A 21,992-nucleotide genomic window follows, 5' to 3' on the forward strand; every position below is an offset into this window, starting at 1 on the left:
GAGTTTAGTAGCCTTTCGCCTTATCGCCAGTGCCCTGGCGCGCACGCGGCTTGCCCGCGCGCAACACCGGAACAATTCCTATGGCCTCCGCCCTTACCGACAAACTCACGCGCCTCGTCAAGGAGATGCGCGGCCAGGCCCGCATCACCGAATCCAACGTGCAGGACATGCTGCGCGAGGTGCGCATGGCCCTGCTCGAAGCCGACGTGGCCCTGCCCGTGGTGCGGGATTTCATCGCCCGCGTCAAGGAAAAGGCCCTGGGCCAGGAGGTGCTGGGCTCGCTCAAGCCGGGCCAGACCCTGGTCTCCATTGTCAACCGCGAGCTCGCTGCCACCATGGGCGAGGGCGTCTCCGACATCAACCTGGCCGCCCAGCCGCCCGCCGTGATCCTGATGGCCGGCCTGCAGGGCGCGGGCAAGACCACCACCACGGCCAAGCTGGCCAAGCACCTGATCGAGAAGCGCAAGAAGAAGGTGCTTACCGTCTCGGGCGACGTCTACCGCCCCGCTGCCATCGAGCAGCTCAAGACCGTGACGAAGCAGGCCGGCGCCGAATGGTTCCCGAGCACGCCCGAGCAGAAGCCGCTGGACATCGCGCGCGGCGCGCTCGACTACGCCAGGAAGCACTACTTCGACGTGCTGCTGGTCGACACCGCCGGCCGCCTGGCCATCGACGAAGCCCTGATGCAGGAAATCAAGGAACTGCACGCCGCCGTGAACCCGGTCGAAACCCTGTTCGTGGTCGATGCCATGCAGGGCCAGGACGCGATCAACACGGCCAAAGCCTTCAAGGAGGCCCTGCCGCTCACCGGCATCGTGCTGACCAAGCTCGACGGTGACTCGCGCGGCGGTGCGGCCCTGTCCGTGCGCCAGATCACCGGCGCACCGATCAAGTTCGCTGGCGTGTCCGAGAAGATCGACGGCCTGGAGGTCTTCGACGCCGAGCGCCATGCGGGCCGCATCCTGGGCATGGGCGACATCGTGGCCCTGGTGGAGCAGGTCACGGCCGGTGTCGACATCGAGGCCGCGCAGAAGCTCGCTGCCAAGGTCAAGAGCGGCGACGGTTTCGACCTCAACGACTTCCTCTCCCAGCTGCAGCAGATGAAGCAGATGGGCGGGCTGTCCAGCCTCATGGACAAGCTGCCCGCCCAGTTCACCGCCAAGGCCGGCGCCGTGGACATGGACAAGGCCGAGAAGGACATCAAGCGCAAGGAAGGCATCATCCAGAGCATGACCCCGCTGGAGCGCCGCAAGCCCGAACTCATCAAGGCCACGCGCAAGAAGCGCATCGCAGGCGGTGCCGGCGTGCAGGTCCAGGAGGTCAACCGCCTGCTCAAGGAATTCGAGCAGATGCAGGAGATGATGAAAAAGATGAAGGGCGGCGGCCTGATGAAGATGATGAAGAAGATGGGGGGCATGAAGGGCCTGGGCGGCGGCGGCATGCCCAAGATGCCGTTCTGACCCAGACCTTTGATCACCCACAGCCCTGAACGAGCGCCGGCTGCGCTCTTCAGGGTTTTTTCATGGGCGGTGGCGGCAGCGGCCAGGGCAGCCAGTGCCAGGGGTGGTCGCGGTTGGCCACCCATTGCGCCACCTCTTCTTCGGTGAAGGCCACGCCCAGGCTGTCGGCGCGCGAGTGGGCCACCCACTGGCGGCGGCCGCGTGCATAGGCGCAACCGAAGTCCTCCCAGCTGTGAAAGCAGTCGGCGGCGCGCTGCGCGTTGTGGTGCAGGATCTGCCACTGCGTGGCCTCGTCCAGCCAGCCCAGCAGCGCCGCGGTGCGCGTGGCGAAGGCCACGCGGGCGCAGGCCAGGGCCATGGCATCGCGCGGGGCATCGTCGGGGCGCAGGGCATCCAGGCCCATGCGGAACCAGCGTTCGCGCAGTTGCGCGGGCAGGGTGGCCCGGAGCCGGGCTTCGTCCATGTCGCTGCGCAGGCCCAGCAGGTGCAGCAGGGCCGGGCGCAGCGATTGCTGCAGCGACTCGGTCAGCAGGGGCATGCGCGCATCGGCAAAGCCGCCCTTGATGCGGCCGAAGGCCATGGGGTCGGCCAGGGCCAGGGCCCAGCTCCAGTGCGCGTCCAGCACATACTGGCGGCGCAGGCGCGGGCGCCCGTACCAGCGCAGGAAGGGGCCCAGCACCCACAGCAGCAGCCGCCAGGCCAGCCAGGCCAGCAGGCAGAACACCAGTGCGAAGACCAGCCAGGCGATCATCGCGTGCCGCCCCCCGTGTCCAGTGCGGTTGCCACGGAAGCCGCCAGCGGCAGGCCCTGCAGCAAGGCCGGGTCGCGTGCCGCCACCAGCCACTGCACCAGCGGTGAGGGCGCGGGCAGCTCGCGCACCAGGGCGGGACGGGCCTGGACCAGGCGCACCTGGTCCTCCTCCTGTACCACGTCGCGCACGGTGCACCAGCCCTGCGCCGTGCGCACGATGCCCATCTGCAGCGCATCGGCGGGCGCCTCCTCGCAGGTCGGCAACTGGTTGAGCAGCGCCAGCACCTCGCCCTGGTAGCGCTCGACGGGCGGGCGGTTCTGCTTGCCCTTGATCTGGTCGATGGCCAGGCGGCCGTCCTCGCGCACATGGGCGCTGATGGTGATGTGCGGCACCTGGCTGGCCGTGCGGTAGGAAAACAGGCGCAGGCGCCCTTCCTCGCAGGCCTTGGCATAGTGCTCGCCGTAGCCGCCGGCCAGGCTGCGCCGGTTTGCGAACTGGCCCAGGCAGTGGCGCATCATCTGGCTTTCATAGGCCATTTCGGCACGCAGGTGCTCGCTGTCGGGGCGGAACTCGATGAAATGCCCCTGCTCGCCCTGCCAGGCCAGCGCCACGGCCTCGGGCAGGTGCTCGCGCCAGCCGGCCGCAGCCTTGGCCTCGTAGGCAGCATGCTCTTCTTGCCACAAAGCCAGGGCCTGCGGCGCGGTCACGCGCTGCAGCTTGCCCTGCAACGAGGTGCCTTCGCGCGACAGCAGAAATTCCACCAGCCGGGCCTCCAGCGCCAGCACCGCATCGGCCTCGGGGTCGATCCACCACAGGGGAATCTCCGGCACGGATGCATGGCGCGCGGGTGCCTCGCCCAGCCGGGCCAGTGCCCAGGGCGGCACGGGGGCCGGCTGGAGCAGGGCCTGCGCCTGCTCGCGCTGCGTGACGGCCTGCAGCACCGGTGCCGGCGCCTGCAGGTTGCCCACCACATGCCGGTAGAAGTGGTTGAGCAGCCAGGCGCGCACCTCCTCCGGATCACCGCGCGCGCTGGAGCGCCGGCCGATGGCGCTGCGGATCGCGGGCGCATTCACCACGTCGCGCGCGCCGTAGGTGCCGCGTGCGGCGGCGGCAAGGGCCATTACCAGAATTTCCACCAGGGCTTGCCGGCGCCCATGGCCTTCTTGCAGCTGGCGATGTCGTCGCGCGCATAGCCGGCCTGCTCGGCGTCGCTCTCGTCGTCCGGGCGCACCATCTTGAGCGATTCCTGGTAGAGCGCCATGGCCTGGTCGAAGTGCTTGGTGTTCTCGTACACATTGCCGGCCACGCGGCGGATACCGGGCAGTGCATTGGCCCGCACGCGCGGCATCACGCGCTCCAGCCGGGCCAGCGCATCGGCGGGCTGCGACCAGGCCAGGCTGCGCAGCATGACCAGCAGGGCGCCGAGGTAGTCGTCTTCGTTCTCGGCCTGGTCATCGCGGTCCAGGCCATTCCACCATTCGTCCAGGCGCTGCAGCCAGATGTCGATTTCGTTGTCGCGGTCCAGATCGTAGAGTGCGCGGCACACGGTCTTGAAGTAGCCCGTGGGATCGTGGCGGCTGTAGCCGTAGTCCAGCGAGTAGTGCCACAGGGTGTCGGCCGCGGCGATCAGCTCGGCCTTGCGCTCCGAGGCCGAGTAGCAGGACACGAGGCCGTTGTGGTGCTCGGCGAAGGGGCTGGTCTCCAGGCCCTTGTGGTGCAGCGCAATGGCTTTGTCGTAGTCCTTGAGGTTCCAGCGGTAGTAGATGGCCAGGTTGTTGCACAGCATGGAGTAGACATGCACGTCGCCATCGCGGAACCAGCCTTCGCCGGTGGCGAAGAAGGCCTCGAAATGCACCACCGCCGCCTCGTAGTAGCGGGCCTTGAGGGTGTCGATGTCCTGCTCGGGCCAGTCCTCGTCATCGCTGGCGCCGCAGGCCTGCTGGAGGTTGAAGTCCAGCCACACGCCGATGTTGTAGCACCAGCCGGCCGCGGGCGAGGCCGCAAACGGCTGCTGCAGGGCCTTGGCGACGCCATGCACCTTGACCCGGCTGACCCACAGCGCCTGCAGCAGGTCGGGCGCGGCCATGGCGGGCTCGCGCACCGCCGTCTCCAGCAGCGGCAGGGCGCGCGCATGCTCGCCGCCCGCGAACAGGCGCAGGCCGTCCAGACAAGCCAGCACCGGGTGTTCCGGCAGGGCCAGGCGCGCCTGGGCCAGGTGGTGGTCGATGAAGGCCTCGGGGTCCTCCGGGTCCTCCACCCAGCCGGCGTCGTCCATGGCGGCGCTGGCCAGCGCCAGGTGCCAGAAGGGGTGGGCGGTGGCGCCCCGGGCCAGGTGGGCCTTCATTTGCGCGAGGGCGACCGTGCAGGCATGGCGCATCGAACCTGGGCGCTTGCTGCTGGCGCTTTCGAAGGCCAGCTGCGCGGCTTCGTCCATGTGGCCGGCCTCGATCAAGAGGTCGAGCACGAAGATGCTGAAGTCGTCTTCCTGGTCATTGGTCAGGCCGAAACGGCCCTGCTTGGCCTTTGACAGTGCCGCGTCGAGCTGGCCCTGGCGCTGCAGTGCCCTGGCCTGCAGCCGGGCGCGGCGCACGGAAACGTCGCGTTGCAGCGGGCGGGACAGGTCGGCCGGCATGCGCGCGGGGATCTGCTGCACGATGGTGTCGATGCTGGCGGGGTGCAGGGCCACGAACTGCTCGCCCAGCTTCAGCCAGTCCTCGTGGTCCACGTCCTGCTCCGGCGCGGCATTGCGCAGCTGGTCCATGGCCTGCTGCACCAACTGCTGAGCCTGGGCGCCATCGCCCTCGGCGGCGGCCACCTCGGCCAGGCGCGTGGCCAGCACCGCCTCGTCCCAGGCGCGGTAGGCCGAGCGCCCGGGCTGCACCACCTGCAGCGCATAGCGGGCCTGGGCGCAGCGGCGCCACACGCCATAGTCCTTGCTGCGTTCGGCCTGGCCCGACAGGTGTTCCCAGGCCCGGTCGGACTGATGGTCCAGCGGCGGCTGGGCCAGCAGGCGCGCCATGCCATCGAGTGCCTGGTGCAGCAGCGCCACCTGGTCGGGCAGGGCGCGCAAGGCCTGGGTGCGCGCGAAGCCGATGTCTACCTGCGCGTCATGGCGCTCGGCGGCCGGCAGCGCCTCCAGCATGGCCGCGGCATGGGTGTCGATGGCCTGCAGGGCCTGGGCCGGCTGGCCGGCGCGCATCCACAGGTCATGCACACGGTGCAGCACCTCCAGCGAGCCGGGCTGCAGGGGCTGCAGGCCCAGCATGTCGGTCAGGGCCTGCATGCGCCGGGCATGGGTGTTTTCCTCGCCCTCTGCCTGCCCGTTGGCGCCGTCCTCCTCACCCTCGTCATCGGGGGCCTCGAACAAGGCCTCTGCTTCGTCCAGGTAGGCGTCGAGCAAGGGGCCGGACAGCGGGGCGGTGTGCAGGGTGGGGGCGGTGGCAGTCAGCATGGTGTGGGCGGAAAAGGAAAGGAGGGAAACGCCGGGGGGTGCCCGGCACGAAAGTCTGCGAGCGCTTATGGCGCCTGCAGCCAGTCCTTGAGCGGCTGGCCGGCCCAGGCCTTGGCTTCGTCACCCACAAAGGCCAGGGGCTTGGAGGCCGGCAGCTTGCGGCGCTTTTCCTGCGCAGCGATGGATTTCTGGGCTTCGCCCATCCAGTCGGTGATGGACAGCTTCTCGGCGTCGGCCTGGCCGAACAGGGCTTCGGCAAACGGCGTGTGGTTGCCGGTGTACTGGCACTTGAACGAGGTGCCGCGCACATCGGTTGCGGTCAGCACCACGCGGTTCGGGGCCTTCAGCGGTTCGATGAAGGCGCCGCTGTAGCAGGCCGACAGCACCACCAGGGTGGGCACCTTGCCCAGGGGGGCCAGGGCATCGCTCAAGATCTTGGGCGTGATGGGCTGCAGGTTCTTGCCGCCGGCGTTGACGCTGAGCAGGCCGGGGTTGGCGTGGGTGGAGATGAACAGCAGCACGCGGTCGCGCGGACGCGCCACCTCGGCCGTCTTGGCCATCACGAGGGCGAAGTTCTCGGCCGTGGCCTGCGGCCAGTCGGCGCTCTGGTCCTTGGCCGGGTTGGCCAGCTTGAGCATCAGCGCGTTCGGGTCGATCTCGCTGACCAGCTTCTCGGCCAGCACCACGTCGTTGCGGAAGGCCTTGGCCTGCGAATGCATGGCAAAGCCGGCAAAGATGATGCGGCCCGGCGGTTCGGCCGGCGGTGGGGGTGCGGGGGCGGCCTGGGGTTCCGGGGCTGGTGCTTCGGCCACCGGCGCCGGGGGGGCGGCGCAGCCAGCGGCCACGAGGGCCAGTGCCAGGGCACTGGCGTGGAAGAAGCGCCGCCGGGCGGCGCTGGGAGCGAGGGAAGAATGCATCGAAGGCAGGTCCACAGGAAGGCAACAACAATCGGGAGAAACCGGCCCGCTGCGCGCGGGCGGGCTCCGAAGCGTGCGTATCGTAAGGGAGTACCGTGGCCTGTCCAGCGCCTGTTTGGGTGAGTGGCCCAGGCACTGGTGTCGTTGTCATTCAAGGTGGTCAATACTCGATTGCTATCGAATGTGTAGCGCTCAAGAAAAAGCCGGTGCATGCACCGGCTTCGTGTTTTGTGGCATTTGTCACACTTTGCTCATGCGGCCCGCAGTGCCGGGCGCGCCAGCCGGCTGGCATGCAGCCAGGCGCGGCGCAGCACCGGGGGCGACCAGGCCTCCTCGGGGATCAGCAGCAGGCGCTGCGCGCGCAGGGCACGGCCCAGGTCGATCTGGCTGGTCAGCACGGCCAGCGGAATCGCCAGCGCCAGTGGCAGGCCCACGGGCATGAGCCACAGCAGCGCGCTGCCGTCGACGAAGGCCACGCCCAGGGCGAGCAGGGCGATCACGGCCGTCATGGGGGCGAGCTGGCGCGTGGCCTGGCCCCAGGGCACGGCGTTGGCTTCGCGCGGGGGCGACTTCCACTGCAGCTCCAGGCCGGTGATGGCCAGCAGCACGAACAGCGAATGGGCCAGCATGCGCACGGGGGCCTGCAGGATGGCCAGCACGCTTTCGGCCATGGCGCTCTTGACCAGGCTCCAGCCGCCGCCGTACTGCGCCTGTTCGCGGCGCATGAACACGGCGGTCACGCCCAGGATGCGCGGCAGGAACAGCATGGACACCGTCCAGGCCCACAGGCCCAGCAGCTCGGCGGGCAGGATGTGCCAGTTGGCCACCACGGGCGCGCCCGACAGCCACAGCGCCGTGCCCAGCGTCAGGAAGGCCAGCCACAGTGGCGCCGACAGGTAGGCCATGGCGCCGGTCACGAACATCGAGCGGTGCACGGCATGGATGCCGGGCTCGGCCACCAGGCGCGCGTTCTGCAGGTTGCCCTGGCACCAGCGGCGGTCGCGCTGCAGCTCGGCCAGCAGGTCTGGCGGCTGCTGCTCGTAGCTGCCGATCAGGTCGGACACCAGCCACACGTGGTAGCCGGCGCGGCGCATCAGCGCGGCCTCGACGAAGTCGTGCGACAGGATGCCGCCCGACATGCCGCCCTGGCCCGGAATGGGCGCCAGCGCGCAGTGCTGCATGAACGGCTCCATGCGGATGATGGCGTTGTGGCCCCAGTAGTGCGACTCGCCCAGCTGCCAGTACTGCATGCCCAGGGTGAACAATCGGCCCGTGACGCGCGAGGCGAACTGCTGCGCGCGGGCGTGCAGCGTGACGTGGCCGATGGCCTGCGTCGCGGTCTGGATGATGCCGGCGCTGGGGTGGGCCTCCATCAGCTTGGCCATGGAAACGATGCAGTCGCCGCTCATCACGCTGTCGGCGTCGAGCACTACCATGTAGCGGTAGTCCTTGCCCCAGCGGCGGCAGAAGTCGGCCACGTTGCCGGCCTTGCGGTGGCTGCGGCGCGTGCGCAGGCGGTAGTACACCTGCACCTGGGGCTGCTGGGCATGCTCGGCCAGCGCGCTGCGCAGGTCTTCCCAGGCGGCGCGTTCGGCCTTGGCAATGGCGGGGTCGTAGCTGTCGGACAGCACGAACACGTCGAAGGTGGCACCGTGGCCCGTGGCCGCGACCGACTCGCAGGTGGCACGCAGGCCGGCGAACACGGTGGCCACGTCCTCGTTGCAGATCGGCATGATGATGGCGGTGCGCGCATCGGGTGCCAGCGTGTGCGAGGCCACGCTTTTTGCCGACAGCGCATGGCGGTCGCCGCGCACCATGACCCAAAAGCCCATCATGCCGGTCATGAAGCCGGTGACCACCCAGGCCGATAGCAGGGCGAACAATGCCATCTGGCCATAACCCAGCCAGGCGTTGTCGTAGTCGGGTTGCACGCCGGCGAAGAGGGTGGTGGCCAGGGTGGTGGAGAGCACCGTCAGCAGCGCGAAGGTCCAGCGGCGGCGCTGGGCCGCGCCTTGCCAGGCCTCTGCCTGCGCGGGCGCTGCCGGGCCCTGGCCGCCACGGCCCGTGAGGCGCGACAGCAGGGCGGTGCCGATGCTGTTCCAGAAGCCGCGCCAGGGCAGGGGCGGCATGGAGCCGCGGTTCAGCGGCGGCGCCGTCACGGAGTTCGGGTGCCGCTCCTCGCGCAGCGCGCTGCGCTGGCTGCGGTGCTCGCCATGCAGCGCCACCACGACGGCGCCGTTGTCTTGGGAGGCGGCAGCCTCCGGCAGGCTTACTCGGGAAGAATGATGTGCGTCCATGTTTCGCTCACAGCGTGGTTGTCGTGTTGAAGGAAGGCGCGCAGCTCGATCGGGCGATCGCTCTGCTGGCGCTGCACGCGCACGGTCATGCGCCACTGCCCGTTGGCAGGGTTGCGGTAGGCCGCGTTTTCGAGAACCTTGCCGTTGGCATCGGCCGTGACCACGGCCTTCACGGCGGCGTCGGCCGGCAGGGCCGCGAGGGCCGGGCCGTTGAAATCGACCACGTACTGCACCTGCTGGCGCAGCTCCTGCGCGCTTTGCTTGGTAAAGCCCGTGCCGCGGCGCGATTGGGTGACCCAGCTGCCCGGCGGGCGCTGCTGCGCGTCGCCTTGCCAGGCCAGCTCGTACGCAAACTCCAGCGGGGTGCCGGGCGCAGGCAGCTTGGCCGGCACCCAGTAGGCGACGATGTTGTCGTGCGTTTCGTCGGGGGTGTTGTTCTGCACCAGCTCCACGCGGCCCGGGCCCCAGTCGTGCAGCGGGCGCACCCAGGCGCTGGGGCGGCGCTCATAGCGCGCCTCCACGTCCTCGTAGCTGGCCCACTGGCGGTCGCGCTGCATCAGGCCGAAGCCCTTGGGGTTGGTGGTCGTGAACGAGGTCACCAAGGTGCTGCCGGGGTTCTGCAGCGGGCGCCACAGCCACTCGCCCTCGCCCGTGGCGACCATCAGGCCGTCGGAGTCGTGCACCTCGGGGCGGAAGTCCTGCTTGCGCGGCTGGTTCTCGCCGAAGAAGAACATGCTGGTCAGCGGCGCCACGCCCAGCGTGCCGATGGCCTGCGGCGCGTTGCCGCGCACGAAGACCCGGGCGCGCACCGTGGTCACGGTCTGCGCGCCGGGGCGGATGTCGAAGCGGTAGGCGCCCGTGGCGCGGGGCGAATCGAGCAGCGCAAACACCGTGGCCTGCGTGCTGCCGGCCTCGGGACGCACCAGCCAGAAGTCGGTGAAGCGCGGGAACTCCTCACCGCCGCTGCCGCCCACCGTGTCGATGGCCAGGCCACGCGCCGACAGGCCGTACTGCTGGCCCGCACCGAGCGCGCGGAAGTAGCTCGCGCCCTGGAACACGGCCAGCTCGTCCTTGTAGTCGGCCGAGTTCAGGTGGTTGTGCAGGCGAAAGCCGGCAAAGCCCAGGTCGCCCCAGGCCTGGGGCTGCACGGTGTTCTTGCCATAGTCGAAGTCGGTGCGGCTGTAGGCAATGTCGCGCGTGCCGGTGGGCGTGACCTCGTGCAGGCGCACGGGCTGGGTCTGGTACAGGCCCAGGTGGAAGAACATGGCCTCAAAGGGCAGTTTCTCGGCACGCCACAGCGCGCGCTCGGGTTGGTAGCGGATGTCGCGCACCTGGTCGTAGTCGAGCCGGGCCAGGTCGGCGGGCAGCTTGTCGCTGGCGGGGGTGAAGGGCTTGTCGGCGCGTTCGCGCGCCAGGCGGGTCAGGCTTTCGAAATCGAAGGCCTGTGCCTGCGCCAGGCCCGCCACCAGCCAGGCCGACAGCGCCACGGCGGCCGCTGCACGGCGGCGCAGCGTGCGAGAAAAAGAAGGAAAGACAGCATCCATGCCAGCACCTAGGGCAAACCCTGTGCCAGCACGAAAAAATCCTGCGGTATCAACGACTTAGGGCGGCCCTGGCCTGTAAGCAGATGTGCAGTGCAGCAAAATGGCCCGAAAACCGCTGTTTTTGTCGCCGGATGGCGACAAGGGCCGGGCCGGTGGCCGCCAATCCCTTTGAAATCAAGGACTTATTCCTGTCGCTCATCGGCGACGTCGTCGCCGGCACCCTCGTCGGGGCCCGCATCGCTCTTGAAATGCCCGGGGGTCAGCGCATGCTTTTGCAGCAGGCGGTAGAACTCGGTGCGGTTGCGCTGCGCCAGGCGCGCCGCATCGGCCACGTTGCCATCGGTCATCTTGAGCAGGCCCACCAGGTACTCGCGCTCGAAGCGCTGGCGCGCGTCGGCAAAGCTCAGCACCTGGGCCGAGGGAATGCGCAGCGCGCGCTGCACCAGGGTCAGCGGCACCAGCGGCGTGGTGGACAGCGCGCACACCTGCTCCACCACGTTGAACAGCTGGCGCACATTGCCGGGCCAGGCCGCCGTGGTCAGCGCCTTGAGCGCCTCGGGGGCAAAGCCCGACAGGCGCTTGTCGTACTTGCGTGCCAGCCGGTCCAGGAAGTGGTTGGCCAGCAGGGGAATGTCCTCGCGCCGCTCGGCCAGCGGAGGCAGGGCCAGCGTCACCACGTTGAGGCGGTAGTACAGGTCCTCGCGGAACTGGGCGGCGGCCATGGCGGCCTCCAGGTCGCGGTGCGTGGCCGAGATGATGCGCACGTTGATGGGCGTGGACTGGCTCGACCCCACGGGCCGCACGGCCCGCTCCTGCAGCACGCGCAGGAGCTTGACCTGCAGCGCCGGCGGCATGTCGCCGATCTCGTCGAGCAGCAGGGTGCCGCCCTCGGCGGCCTGGAACAGGCCCTTGTGGTTGCTGGTCGCGTCGGTGAAGGCGCCCTTGACGTGGCCGAACAGTTCGGATTCGAGCAGCGCCTCGGGGATGGCGCCGCAGTTGACCGCCACGAAGGGCTTGGCCGCGCGCGGGCTGGCGCGGTGGATGGCCTGGGCCAGCAGCTCCTTGCCGGCGCCGCTGTCGCCCAGCAGCAGCACGCTGGCATCGGACTGGGCCACCATGTAGGCCTCGGCCAGCAGCTCGGTCATGCGGTTGGAGCGGCTCACGATCTCGGCACGCCAGGCCTCGTTGGCATGGGCCTGGGCGGCCACCGGGGCGCTCAGTGCCAGGGCCTGGCCGATCTTTTCGAGCAGGTCCTTGCCGTCGTAGGGCTTGGTCAGGTAGGTGAACACGCCGCGCGAGGTGGCCTCCACCGCGTCGGGGATGGTGCCGTGCGCGGTCAGCAGAATCACCGGCAGCGAGGGGTGGCGCTCGCGCACCTCGTCGAACAGGGCCAGCCCATCCTTGCCGGGCAGGCGCACGTCGCTGAGCACCAGCTGTGGCCGCGCCATGTCGAGCTGGGCCAGCGCGGCCTCGGCCGAGCCCACAGCGATCACCTCGTAGCCCGCGCCCTTCAGGCGCAGCGAGAGCAGGCGCAGCATGTCGGCATCGTCATCGACCACCAGGATGCGCTGCTGCGCCGTGGCCGCAGCGCCGGAAGAAGGCTTGTTCGATGCCGGCATGGTCAGCGCGCCTCGCTGGCGGCCGGGGCGGCAGGGCGCGCGGTCATGCTGCGCTCGATGGCGCGCACGGCCTCCAGGCGCTCGTTGAGCTGGTCGGTGCGGCGCTGGGCCTCGCGCAGCTGCTGGGCCTGGCGCTCGAGCTGCTCCTCCAGCCGGCGTTGCTGCAGCAGGCGCCCTTCCAGCAGGCGTGCCAGGGGGTGCAGGGGCTGGGTGGCCGCATCGTTGTGGCCCAGCAGGCGCTGCACCAGGGCCAGGGCGCGCGCGGTGTCCACCGGCTGGCGCGTCTGCGCCAGCGCCAGCGCCAGGTTCAGCGGGCTGGCGGCCAGGGTGTCCTCGGCCTCGCCCAGGCGCGCGATCTCGCGCGTGAGTTCGGCGGGCGCCATGCGCTGCACGCGGTCGGCATAGGCCAGCGTCAGCGCCACCTGGGATACCTCGGGCGCGGGCGGCATGGCCGGCGCGGCGGGCAGGGGCGTGGGCTCGGCCGGCGGTGGCACGGGCAGAGGCGCCGGCACCACCACGGCCACGGGCGCGGGCGGCGAGCGCGGCGGCGCAGGGCTGGTGCAGCCGGCCAGCAGCGCGGCCGGTGCCAGCACCAGCGTGCCGATCGGGAACCGTCTGGCGCGGCGGAGGGACGGGCTAGGAGGCATGGGGCAGTTCGATGCGAAAGAAGGAATGGTCGCCATCTTCCACCAGTTCCACCCGGCCCCCGTGGGCGCTGATGTATTCCTGGACGATGGACAGGCCCACCCCGGTGCCGCGCACGGCATCCTCGGGTTGGCGGGCACCACGGTAGAAGGGCTCGAAGACATGGGGCCGGTCGGCCGGGGCCACGCCCGGGCCCTGGTCGATGGCGTCGATGCGCACCCGCCCCGGCACGCGCGACACGGCCAGGCGCACCGTGCCCTGCTTGGGCGAGAAGCGGATGGCGTTGGACAGCAGGTTGCCGATGGCCGAGGCGATCTTGTCGCCATCGAGGTCCAGCGACACGGGTGAGCCTTCCACCCGCACGCGCAGGCCGCGGGCCTGCCACTGCAGGCGCTGGGACTCGACCTCGGCCTCCAGCAGCGCCAGCAGGTCGGTGTCGCGCCGGTGCAGTTGCCGCGCCTCGAAGGCCGCTGCATTGAAGCGCAGCAGCGCCTCGATCTCGTTTTGCAGCACCAGGGTGTTGTGGTGCAGGATCTGCGCGACTTCCTGCTGGCCGGGGTTGAGCTCGCCGGTCACGCCGTCCTGCAGCAGGGCCACGCCCTCGCGCATCGAGGCCAGCGGGGTCTTGAGCTCGTGCGAGACATGGCGCAGGAAGCGCGCCTTGTCCGAGTCGAGCTCCAAGAGGCGCAGGCGCAGCCATTCGAGCTGCAGGCCCACGCGGCGCACGTCGGCCGGGCCGCTGATCTGGATGGGCTGCTCCAGGTCGTTCTCGCCCAGCAGGCGGATCGCGCCTTCGAGCCGCTTGAACGGGCGCGCCAGCCAGATGCCGAAGGACAGGGCCAGCACCAGCGCCAGCACGATCACGCCCACCACCTGGTGGGTCACGTCGCGGCGGCTCGCGTCCACCTTGGCCTGCAGGGCGCTGTTGCGCTCGGCGTTGAGTTCCTGCACGGCCTGCACGATGGCATTGTTCAGCGTGTCCAGCGCGACGAACTCCTCGGCCACGGCGCGTTCGTTCTCCAGCGACACCGCGGCCGGCGCCGCCACCAGCGACTGCACCGTGGCCAGGTGGGCGCGCCACTGCGCTACATGCCTGGCGGGCAGCCCGCCGTCCTGCAGCTGCTGCAGGGTCTGCTGGGCCTCGCGCGCGATGTCGTCGAAGCCCTTGCGCAATTGCGCATCGCCCAGCACCAGCGACTGGCGCGCCGTGCGCTCCATGGTCTGGCCGCGCTGGCCCAGGGCCTGGGCGGCGGCGCTCAGGCGTGTGGCCTGCACCGCGCCCTCGCGGCTTTGCACCATGAGCTGTTCCAGCGAGTACAGCGCGCCGAGCGAACTGGCGCCCAGCAGGCCCGCGATCAGCAGAAAGGCCAGCAGCAGCAGTTGCTGGAACGACAGCCCGTGCAGCCGGTTCCTGCCGGGGTCGGCTGCGGGGGGCGTGCGGGTGTCCGCCATCGAGGCTGTCGCAGGATCAGGCCGTGGCCGTCTCGTTCACCACGACTTCGCCGCGCAGGGTGTAGGCCTTGGCCTCGGTGATGGTCACGTCCACCATCTGGCCCACCAGGCGCGGCTGGCCCACGAAGTTGACCACGCGGTTGCACTCGGTGCGGCCCATGAGTTCGGTGGCATCGCGCTTGGAGGCGCCTTCCACCAGGATGCGCTGCACCGTGCCCACGCGGCTCTCGCTGATGGACTTGATGTTGGCGTTGATCACCGCCTGCAGGTGCTGCAGGCGGCGCAGCTTCACGTCGTGCGGCGTGTCGTCGTGCAGGCCGGCTGCAGGCGTGCCGGGGCGCGGGCTGAAGATGAAGCTGAAGCTGTTGTCGAAGTGGATGTCGTCGATCAGCTTCATCATCTTGTTGAAATCGTCCTCCGTCTCGCCGGGGAAGCCCACGATGAAGTCGCTGCTCATGGCCAGGTCGGGGCGGATGGCGCGCAGCTTGCGCACCGTGCTCTTGTACTCCATGGCCGTGTAGCCGCGCTTCATGGCCATCAGGATGCGGTCGCTGCCATGCTGCACCGGCAGGTGCAGGTGGTTGGCCAGCTTGGGGATGCTGGCGTAGGCCGCGATCAGGCGCGGCGTGAACTCGTTGGGGTGGCTGGTGGTGTAGCGGATGCGCTCGATGCCGGGGATCTCGGCCACGTATTCGAGCAGCAGCGCGAAGTCGGCGATCTCGGCGGTGCCGCCCATCTTGCCCAGGTAGGCGTTCACGTTCTGGCCCAGCAGGGTGATTTCCTTGACGCCCTGGTCGGCCAGGCCTGCCACTTCCACCAGCACGTCGTCGAAGGGGCGGCTGACCTCCTCGCCACGCGTGTAGGGCACCACGCAGTAGCTGCAGTACTTGCTGCAGCCTTCCATGATGGAGACAAAGGCGCTGGCGCCCTCGACGCGCGCCGGGGGCAGGTGGTCGAACTTCTCGATCTCGGGGAAGCTGATGTCCACCTGCGGGCGGTCCAGGCGCTCGCGCTGGTTCAACAGCTCGGGCAGGCGGTGCAGGGTCTGAGGGCCGAAGACCACGTCCACATAGGGCGCGCGCTTGATGATCTCGGCGCCTTCCTGGCTGGCCACGCAGCCGCCTACGCCGATCTTCACGCCGCGCGCCTTCAGGTGCTTGAAGCGGCCCAGGTCGCTGAACACCTTCTCCTGCGCCTTCTCGCGCACCGAGCAGGTGTTGAACAGGATCAGGTCGGCTTCTTCCGCGTTCTCGGTGGGCTCGTAGCCCTGGGCGGCGTTGAGCACGTCGGCCATCTTGTCCGAGTCGTACTCGTTCATCTGGCAGCCGAAGGTTTTGATGAAGACTTTTTTGGCCATGGCAGTCAATCTCGTGTCCGAATGGGGATGCGGCGGCGCGCGTGGGGCGGCCGCTGGGGGGCAGGGCGGGGCGCCGGGCGACCTGCAGGGGCCGGCCCGGGCCGGGCGGCTTACTTCTTGACCGGGTCCGACTCGGTGCGGAAGTTGAAGTGGATCTCGCCCGAGCCCTTGCGTGGCTGGGCGGCTTCGCCTTCGGTCAGGATCCAGGCGGACAGCAGCATGCCCGTGCTGTTCTCGACCAGGTAGTTGACCTTGAAGGTCTGGCCCTGCACCGTGTGCAGCATGACCAGCGTGTTCTGTGGCGTGAACAGGCGCATGCCGGGCGCCATGCGGATGGGGTTGCCGTTGAGCGTGGCCTGCGAGCCGGCCAGCACGGTCAGGTTGCCGCGCAGCGAGGCGTCGGGGAAATTGCGCATTTCGCCCATGCCGCCGGGCACCTGCTGGGCCTGGGCCGGGAGGGCGGCGCACAGCAGCGCGACGGCCAGGCCGCTCAGGGACAGGGCTTTGCGGGCCTGGGAGATCAGGGCGGGGGTGCAGCGGTTCATGGTGTGTATCCAGAGGCTGTGGGCCAAGGTGGGGAGGTCGATTTTACCGGCCGGTGCAGGGGCAAAGGCCTTGGGAAACAAGGTCTTACCGGGCACAGCGTGCGCCGAAACAACGCGCGCGCAAAGAAAAAACCCGCAACGCCGGGGCGTTACGGGTTTTCAGATTTGGTGGTGGTAGGTGGACTTGAACCACCGACATCAGCATTATGAATGCTGCGCTCTAACCAACTGAGCTATACCACCGCAAGACTGAGATTATAGAACAAAAATTATTGGTGTGTAAAGTTCGCGGCGCGCTTGTTCACAAAAGCGTCCATGCCTTCCTTCTGGTCCTGGGTGGAGAACAGCGCGTGGAACAGGCGGCGTTCGAACATCACGCCGTCCGACAGGCTGCCCTCGAAGGCGCGGTTGACCGACTCCTTGGCGGCCATTACGGCGATCTGCGAGAAGCCCGCGATGATGAGGGCCGCGCCCAGGGCTTCTTCGGCCAGCTTGTCGTAGGGCACGACGCGGCTCACCAGGCCGGCGCGCTCGGCCTCGGTGGCATCCATCATGCGGCCGGTGAGGGCCATGTCCATGGCCTTGGACTTGCCCACCGCGCGCGGCAGGCGCTGCGTGCCGCCGGCGCCGGGGATCACGCCGAGCTTGATCTCGGGCTGGCCGAACTTGGCGTTGTCGGCCGCGATGATGAAGTCGCACATCATCGCCAGCTCGCAGCCGCCGCCCAGCGCGAAGCCGCTCACGGCGGCGATCACGGGCTTGCGGATGGCGCGGATGGTCTCCCAGTTGCGTGTGATGTAGTCGCCCTTGTAGGTGTCGGCAAAGCTGTACTTGGCCATGGCGCCGATGTCGGCGCCCGCGGCAAAGGCGCGTTCGCTGCCGGTCACGATGATGCAGCCGATCTTCTCGTCCGCGTCGAAGGCCTTGAGGGCCTCGCCCAGCTCGTTCATCAACTGGTCGTTGAGCGCGTTGAGCTGCTTGGGGCGGTTGAGCGTGACGATGCCGACCTTCTCGGCTTCGGTGCGCACTTCAATGGTTTCGTAGGCCATGGGATCCAATCTCCTCGGGTGTTTGTCTCGGTGGGGGACTATACCCAAGCGCGCTCCGGTGCGCCGGCAAGGGCTCAGCCCAGCCAGCGGCCCACGGCGCCGCTGTTGGTCACCGCCAGGCTGATGGTGTCGGGTGGGGTGGACTTGCGCTCGGCCGTGTCGGCCGGCAATACCAGCGGCAACTGCAGCAGCCGGCCATCGCGTGCCACCACGGCCACCAGCTTGTGCGCCGTGCCCGCGTAGAAGGCCACATCGTCGAGCTTCTGGATACGCCAGCCCTGTCCGTCGACCAGCAGCCCCAGCCATTCATCGCCCGCGGCGATCCCGGCCTTCTCGGCCGCACCGCCGCGCAGCACGGTCTTCACCTGCACGCTGTGGTTCTCCGCCACGCGCAGGCCCAGGCGCTGTGCCAGTTGCGGGCGCTCGGCCTTGAGCAGCACGCCATGGGCGGCCAGCAGCTCGGCCAGCGGGAGCTCGTCCGTGCTGTGCACCCAGGCATCGATCTCCGGGTCGAAGGCGCGGTGCGCCAACTCCCGGAGCACCTCGCGCAGGTCGGCCTCGGCCATGGGGCCGCCTGCGCAGCGCTTCCACAGCGCGCGCATCACCTCGTCCAGCGTGGTCTTGCCTTCGTGGCGCAGCGCCAGGTCCAGGCACAGGCCCACCAGCGAGCCCTTGGTGTAGTAGCTCACGGTGGAATTGGGGGTGTTCTCGTCCTGCCGGTAGTACTTGACCCAGGCATCGAAGCTGGCCTGTGCCACGGTCTGCACCTGGCGGCCCGGGGTCTGCAGCACCTGGTTGATGGTCTTGGTGATCAGCCGCAGGTAGGTGGCGTCGTCGATCAGGCCCGCGCGGCGCAGCAGCAGGTCGTCGTAGTAGCTCGTGAAGCCCTCGAAGAACCACAGCAGCTCGGTGTAGTTCTCCTGGCCGTAGTCGTAGCGGGCCAGCTCGGCCGGGCGCAGGCGCTTGACGTTCCAGGTATGGAAGTACTCGTGGCTGATCAGGCCCAGCAGCGTGGTGTAGCCGTCGCTGGCGCGGGCCTCGCCCTGGCGCGGCAGGTCGCGCCGGCCGCAGATCAGCGCGGTGGAGTTGATGTGCTCCAGCCCGCCATAGCTGTCGCCCACGGCGTTGAGCATGAACAGGTAGCTCTTGAACGGCGCCTTGCCCTTGTCGCCATGCCAGAAGGCCATGGCCGTCTCGCAGATCTTCTGCGTGTCGGCCAGCAGGCGCTTGCCGTCGAACGAAGGTGCGGCGCCCGCCACCACGAAGCGGTGGGCCACCCCGCCGGCCGTGAAACGGCCGCTCCAGAAGGTGCCCATCTCCACCGGGCAGTCCACCAGCTCGTCGTAGTGCGCTGCGGTGTAGGTGCCGAAGCCCGCCTTGTCGATCGCGCGGGCGCTGAGCCCCGTGGCGACCGACCAGTGCGCCGTGGCGGCCGTGCTGGCCACCTCCAGCGTGTGCTCGCCGTCCTCCTGGCCATGCACGCGCAGGCACAGGCTGGTGCCATTGAAGAAGCCGCGCGCTGCGTTCAGCCAGGCGGTGCGCACCGAGTTGTCGTAGGCGCAGACCTGGTAGCTCAGCACCAGGGGCTGGCCCGGGCGGCAGTCCGCCTGCCAGCGGTTTTTCTCCAATTGCACCAGGGGCACCGTGCGCCGGCCCTGGCGGGCCTGCAGCTGCTGCAGGTTCTTCGCGAACTCGCGCACCAGGTAGCTGCCGGGGATCCACACCGGCAGCGACAGCTCCTGCTGCTCGGCGGGGGCCGCCACCGTGAGGGTGACCGAGAACAGGCGGGCATGGAGATCGGCCGGCTCGATGCGGTAGTGGACAGGGGCGTGGGACGTGTCGTCGGTGCGCTGGGTGGCCATGGGCGGTGGTGCTTTGCGTGGCGCGGGGCCTGACCCGCGCGGTTCGAAATCGGGGGGAGCGCCGGGCGCGGTGGCCCGGTGCGTCCCGCGGGGCGCGGTCAGTTGGTCGTGGGGGTTTCTGCAGCGGCTTCGGCCAGGCGCTTTTCCACGTCCTGGGCGCCGATGGCCCCGGGCACGCGGATGCCGTCGGCAAAGATCAGGGTGGGCGTGCCGGTGATCTTGTGCTTCTTGCCAAAGGCCAGGTTGCGCTGCAGCGCGGTGGTGTCGCAGCTGGCGGATGCGGGGTTCTTGTCGCGCACCATCATGTCCTGCCAGGCGGCGACCTTGTCCTTGGCGCACCAGATGTTGCGCGACTTCTCGGCCGAGTCGGGGCTCAGGATGGGGTAGAGGAACAGGTAGACCGTCACGTTGTCCACCTTCTGCATGTCGCGCTCGAAGCGCTTGCAGTAGCCGCAGTTGGGGTCTTCGAACACGGCCACCTTGCGCTTGCCGTCGCCGCGCACGATGGTGAAGGCGTCCTTGATCGGCAGGGCCGAGAAGTCCACCGCCGTGATCTTGGCGATGCGGTCTTCGGTCAGGTTGCGGCGCGCCTTGGTGTCGATCAGCTCGCCCTGGATCAGGTAGTTGCCCTTGGCATCGGTGTAGAACACGTCGGTGCCGATGCGCACCTCGTACAGCCCCTGCATGGCCGTGGGGCTGACCTCGTCGATCTGCTTCATCTGCGGAATGCGCTCGGCCAGGGTCTTGCGGATGGCCGCTTCCTGGGCCGTGGCCGACAGGGCCAGCAGGCCCAGGGCAGCGCCTGCGAGCAGGGTGGGAATCAGTTTCATGGTGGTCTCGATGGCTTGGATTCGGGAGGGGCCACGGCGTGCAGCCCCTTCGGTGTCGGTCGGTGGGTCAATGGATCCCCATGGCCTGGCGGGCCACGAAATGCTTGAGCGGTCCGCTGCGCTCGAAGCCCTTCATGCCCCAGTTGCGCAGCGCCTGCCAGGGGCCCTCCTGGCGGGCGAACAGCTGTTGCAGCCCATCGGTGGCCAGTCCCATGGGCAGCAGCGCGGTCTTGCGTTCGCGCTCGTAGCGGCGCAGCAGCTTGAGGTCGGCCACGCTGCGCCAGTAGTCGCGTGCATGCAGCAAGCCCCCCAGGGCCTGGGCATCGGCCAGCCCCAGGTTCAGGCCCTGGCCCGCCAGCGGATGCACGTTGTGGGCGGCATCGCCGGCCAGCACGAAGCTGCGCGGCTGCCGGCCCTTGGGGGCCAGCGGGCCGCACCAGCGGTTGGCCCGGGCCTGCTGCAGCGGCCAGCTGGCGCGCTCGCCCGCCAGCTGCAGGCTGCCCAGGGCGCGTTGGCTCGCCGCTTCCAGGCGCTGTGCGAATTCCTCGGGGGCCAGCGCCAGCAAACCGGGCACCTGCTCCTTCTGCACAGACCACACCACGGCCACGGAGTTCCCTTCGGGGCCCGCGAGGGGCAGAAAAGCCAGGATGCCATCGGGCAGAAACCACTGGCGCGCCACCTGCCCGTGCGGCAGCTCGCATTGCAGCCGGGTGGCAATGGCGTGCTGCTCGTAGGGCGTGACCTCGAACTCGACCCCGAACTCGGCACGGGTCTGGCTGGCCCGGCCTTCGCAGACCACGGTCAGTGCGGCCTCGACCGGGGCCTCCAGCGTCTCGACCTGGGGCTGGTAGCGCACGGCCTCGGCCAGCCGGGCTTCCAGCGCTGGCACGTCCACGATCCAGGCCAGGGCGTCCACACCCTGTGCCTGCGCGTCGAAGCACACGGCACCGCCCTGGTCGCCCGCCACCTGCATGGAGCGGACTGCGGTGGCGTGGGCCGCATCGGGCCAGCTGCGCAGGCCTTCGAGCAACTGGCGCGAGGCCTGGTTCAGCGCATAGGCGCGCACGTCACAGTGGCCGCTCGACGCAGGGGCCGGGCCGGCCACCAGGGCCACGCGCAGGCGGTCGCGCGCCAGCAGCAGGGCCAGGGTGCGGCCCACGATGCCCGCGCCGCGAATACAGATATCAAAGGTTTGCGCCATGCGGGCCATTGTAGGAGCGGGGGCGGGCCCTGCGGAGGCAGTGCAGAATTGGGGCCTTTCCCTGTCCGTTCTTTTTCAGGAGCGCCACCGCGTGAGCTTCAGCACCGAATCCGACCTGTCGGGCACCATCGCCCGCCTGTTTGTCTACCCCATCAAGTCCTGCGCCGGCATTGAGGTGCGCGAAGCCCTGCTCACCGAAACCGGCCTGGACCTGGACCGCGCCTGGATGGTGGTCGACCCCGCGGGCCAGTTCCTCACCCAGCGCGAGCTGCCGCGCATGGCGCTGATCCGCCCCCAGCTCAAGAGCGAGGAGATGGTGCTGCGCGCCCCGGGCATGCTGGCCCTGCACGTGGGCATCGACGTGGTCGAGGAGCCCATGACCGTGACCGTCTGGCGCGACACCGTGCCCGCCTGGGACATGGGGGCCGTGGCGGCCCAGTGGTTCACCGACTTCCTGGGCAGGCCCTGCCGCCTGGTGCGCTTCGACCCCGAGGTCAAGCGCCTGTCCAGCATGGACTGGACCGGCGGCGTGGAGGCCCCCAACCAGTTCGCCGACGGCTTTCCGGTGCTGGTGGCCAGCCAGGCCTCGATCGACAGCCTCAACGAGCGCCTGGCCGCCGCCGGCCACGCCGCCGTGGGCATCGAGCGCTTTCGCCCCAACGTGGTGCTCGACGGCGTGGAAGCGCACGACGAGGACCGCGTGGACCAGATCCGCGTCGACGCCGAGGGCGGCGAGCTGCACCTGGCGACCGTCAAGCCCTGCGCGCGCTGCCCCATTCCCGATATCGACCCCGCCACGGCCGAGAGCACGCCCGTGGTGGGCGACACCCTGCGCACCTACCGCCAGGACAAGCGCCTCGATGGCGCCATCACCTTCGGCATGAACGCCATCGTGCGCCAGGGCGCGGGCCAGGTGCTGCGCGTGGGCCAGCGCATCGCGGCCGATCTGCGTTTCGACTGAGGGCTTGTGGGAGGGCATGTGGGGCCTGCGGCCAGCCGCCCGTAAAATAGG

At 69.4% G+C, this 21,992-nt stretch carries 17 protein-coding genes and 1 tRNA gene; 2 read left to right on the top strand and 16 right to left on the bottom strand.

Translation table 11 applies throughout. The features are described 5' to 3' along the window. The first annotated feature begins 80 nt into the window (after positions 1 to 80). Entirely contained in the window at positions 81 to 1,460 is a 1,380-nt protein-coding gene (gene ffh / locus HNP48_RS12765; protein ID WP_184857365.1) for a signal recognition particle protein, read from the top strand. 49 nt (positions 1,461 to 1,509) lie between these two features. Here ffh and HNP48_RS12770 read toward each other — a convergent pair whose 3' ends face one another. The 16 genes from HNP48_RS12770 to HNP48_RS12845 all read right to left on the bottom strand — a co-directional run bounded on the left by HNP48_RS12770 (position 1,510) and on the right by HNP48_RS12845 (position 20,980). Then, complete coding sequence (locus HNP48_RS12770; RefSeq protein WP_184857367.1) at positions 1,510 to 2,211, bottom strand: DUF1266 domain-containing protein; 702 nt, start codon at positions 2,209 to 2,211, stop codon at positions 1,510 to 1,512. Then, positions 2,208 to 3,332, bottom strand: coding sequence for a hypothetical protein (locus HNP48_RS12775; RefSeq protein WP_184857369.1), 1,125 nt, complete (start codon positions 3,330 to 3,332; stop codon positions 2,208 to 2,210). The genes HNP48_RS12770 and HNP48_RS12775 overlap by 4 nt, the downstream gene beginning before the upstream one ends. Beyond that, positions 3,332 to 5,662 (bottom strand): hypothetical protein, encoded by a 2,331-nt coding sequence (locus HNP48_RS12780; protein ID WP_184857371.1) that lies wholly within the window; start codon positions 5,660 to 5,662, stop codon positions 3,332 to 3,334. Before HNP48_RS12780 ends, HNP48_RS12775 begins: the two co-directional genes overlap by 1 nt. A 65-nt stretch (positions 5,663 to 5,727) precedes the next feature. Beyond that, on the bottom strand, positions 5,728 to 6,579 hold the full coding sequence (locus HNP48_RS12785; protein WP_184857373.1) for a C13 family peptidase: 852 nt from the start codon (positions 6,577 to 6,579) through the stop codon (positions 5,728 to 5,730). 251 nt (positions 6,580 to 6,830) lie between these two features. Then, positions 6,831 to 8,876, bottom strand: a complete 2,046-nt coding sequence (gene mdoH, locus HNP48_RS12790; protein ID WP_260420216.1) for a glucans biosynthesis glucosyltransferase MdoH — start codon at positions 8,874 to 8,876, stop codon at positions 6,831 to 6,833. Next, complete coding sequence (locus HNP48_RS12795; protein WP_221480188.1) at positions 8,849 to 10,420, bottom strand: glucan biosynthesis protein G; 1,572 nt, start codon at positions 10,418 to 10,420, stop codon at positions 8,849 to 8,851. The genes mdoH and HNP48_RS12795 overlap by 28 nt, the downstream gene beginning before the upstream one ends. Before the next feature lie 182 nt (positions 10,421 to 10,602). Then, a complete protein-coding gene (locus HNP48_RS12800; RefSeq protein ID WP_184857375.1) occupies positions 10,603 to 12,039 on the bottom strand; it encodes a sigma 54-interacting transcriptional regulator in 1,437 nt (478 codons plus the stop codon). 2 nt (positions 12,040 to 12,041) lie between these two features. After that, positions 12,042 to 12,686, bottom strand: a complete 645-nt coding sequence (locus HNP48_RS12805; protein WP_184857377.1) for a hypothetical protein — start codon at positions 12,684 to 12,686, stop codon at positions 12,042 to 12,044. Further along, complete coding sequence (locus tag HNP48_RS12810) at positions 12,676 to 14,136, bottom strand: HAMP domain-containing sensor histidine kinase (RefSeq protein WP_184857380.1); 1,461 nt, start codon at positions 14,134 to 14,136, stop codon at positions 12,676 to 12,678. Before HNP48_RS12810 ends, HNP48_RS12805 begins: the two co-directional genes overlap by 11 nt. A gap of 16 nt (positions 14,137 to 14,152) precedes the next feature. Continuing rightward, a complete protein-coding gene (miaB, locus tag HNP48_RS12815; protein WP_184857382.1) occupies positions 14,153 to 15,493 on the bottom strand; it encodes a tRNA (N6-isopentenyl adenosine(37)-C2)-methylthiotransferase MiaB in 1,341 nt (446 codons plus the stop codon). Between the two features lie 110 nt (positions 15,494 to 15,603). After that, entirely contained in the window at positions 15,604 to 16,038 is a 435-nt protein-coding gene (locus HNP48_RS12820; RefSeq protein ID WP_184857384.1) for a hypothetical protein, read from the bottom strand. A gap of 166 nt (positions 16,039 to 16,204) precedes the next feature. Further along, positions 16,205 to 16,281: transfer RNA gene (locus tag HNP48_RS12825), tRNA-Met, on the bottom strand. A gap of 26 nt (positions 16,282 to 16,307) precedes the next feature. Beyond that, complete coding sequence (locus HNP48_RS12830) at positions 16,308 to 17,087, bottom strand: enoyl-CoA hydratase (RefSeq protein ID WP_184857386.1); 780 nt, start codon at positions 17,085 to 17,087, stop codon at positions 16,308 to 16,310. A 74-nt stretch (positions 17,088 to 17,161) separates the two neighbouring features. After that, complete coding sequence (locus HNP48_RS12835) at positions 17,162 to 18,949, bottom strand: M61 family metallopeptidase (RefSeq protein ID WP_184857388.1); 1,788 nt, start codon at positions 18,947 to 18,949, stop codon at positions 17,162 to 17,164. Positions 18,950 to 19,047: 98 nt separating this feature from the next. Next, entirely contained in the window at positions 19,048 to 19,779 is a 732-nt protein-coding gene (locus tag HNP48_RS12840) for a DsbC family protein (RefSeq protein ID WP_184857390.1), read from the bottom strand. 67 nt (positions 19,780 to 19,846) lie between these two features. Then, positions 19,847 to 20,980 (bottom strand): FAD-dependent monooxygenase, encoded by a 1,134-nt coding sequence (locus tag HNP48_RS12845; RefSeq protein ID WP_184857392.1) that lies wholly within the window; start codon positions 20,978 to 20,980, stop codon positions 19,847 to 19,849. A gap of 91 nt (positions 20,981 to 21,071) precedes the next feature. Here HNP48_RS12845 and HNP48_RS12850 point away from each other — a divergent pair, with 91 nt between their 5' ends. Beyond that, the gene (locus HNP48_RS12850; RefSeq protein ID WP_184857394.1) at positions 21,072 to 21,941 is read left to right on the top strand and encodes an MOSC domain-containing protein; all 870 of its coding nucleotides are present in this window, start codon (positions 21,072 to 21,074) and stop codon (positions 21,939 to 21,941) included. Positions 21,942 to 21,992: the final 51 nt, after the last annotated feature.

It is taken from the genome of Acidovorax soli, assembly GCF_014207955.1.
GTDB classification, from domain to species: domain Bacteria; phylum Pseudomonadota; class Gammaproteobacteria; order Burkholderiales; family Burkholderiaceae_C; genus Acidovorax; species Acidovorax soli_A.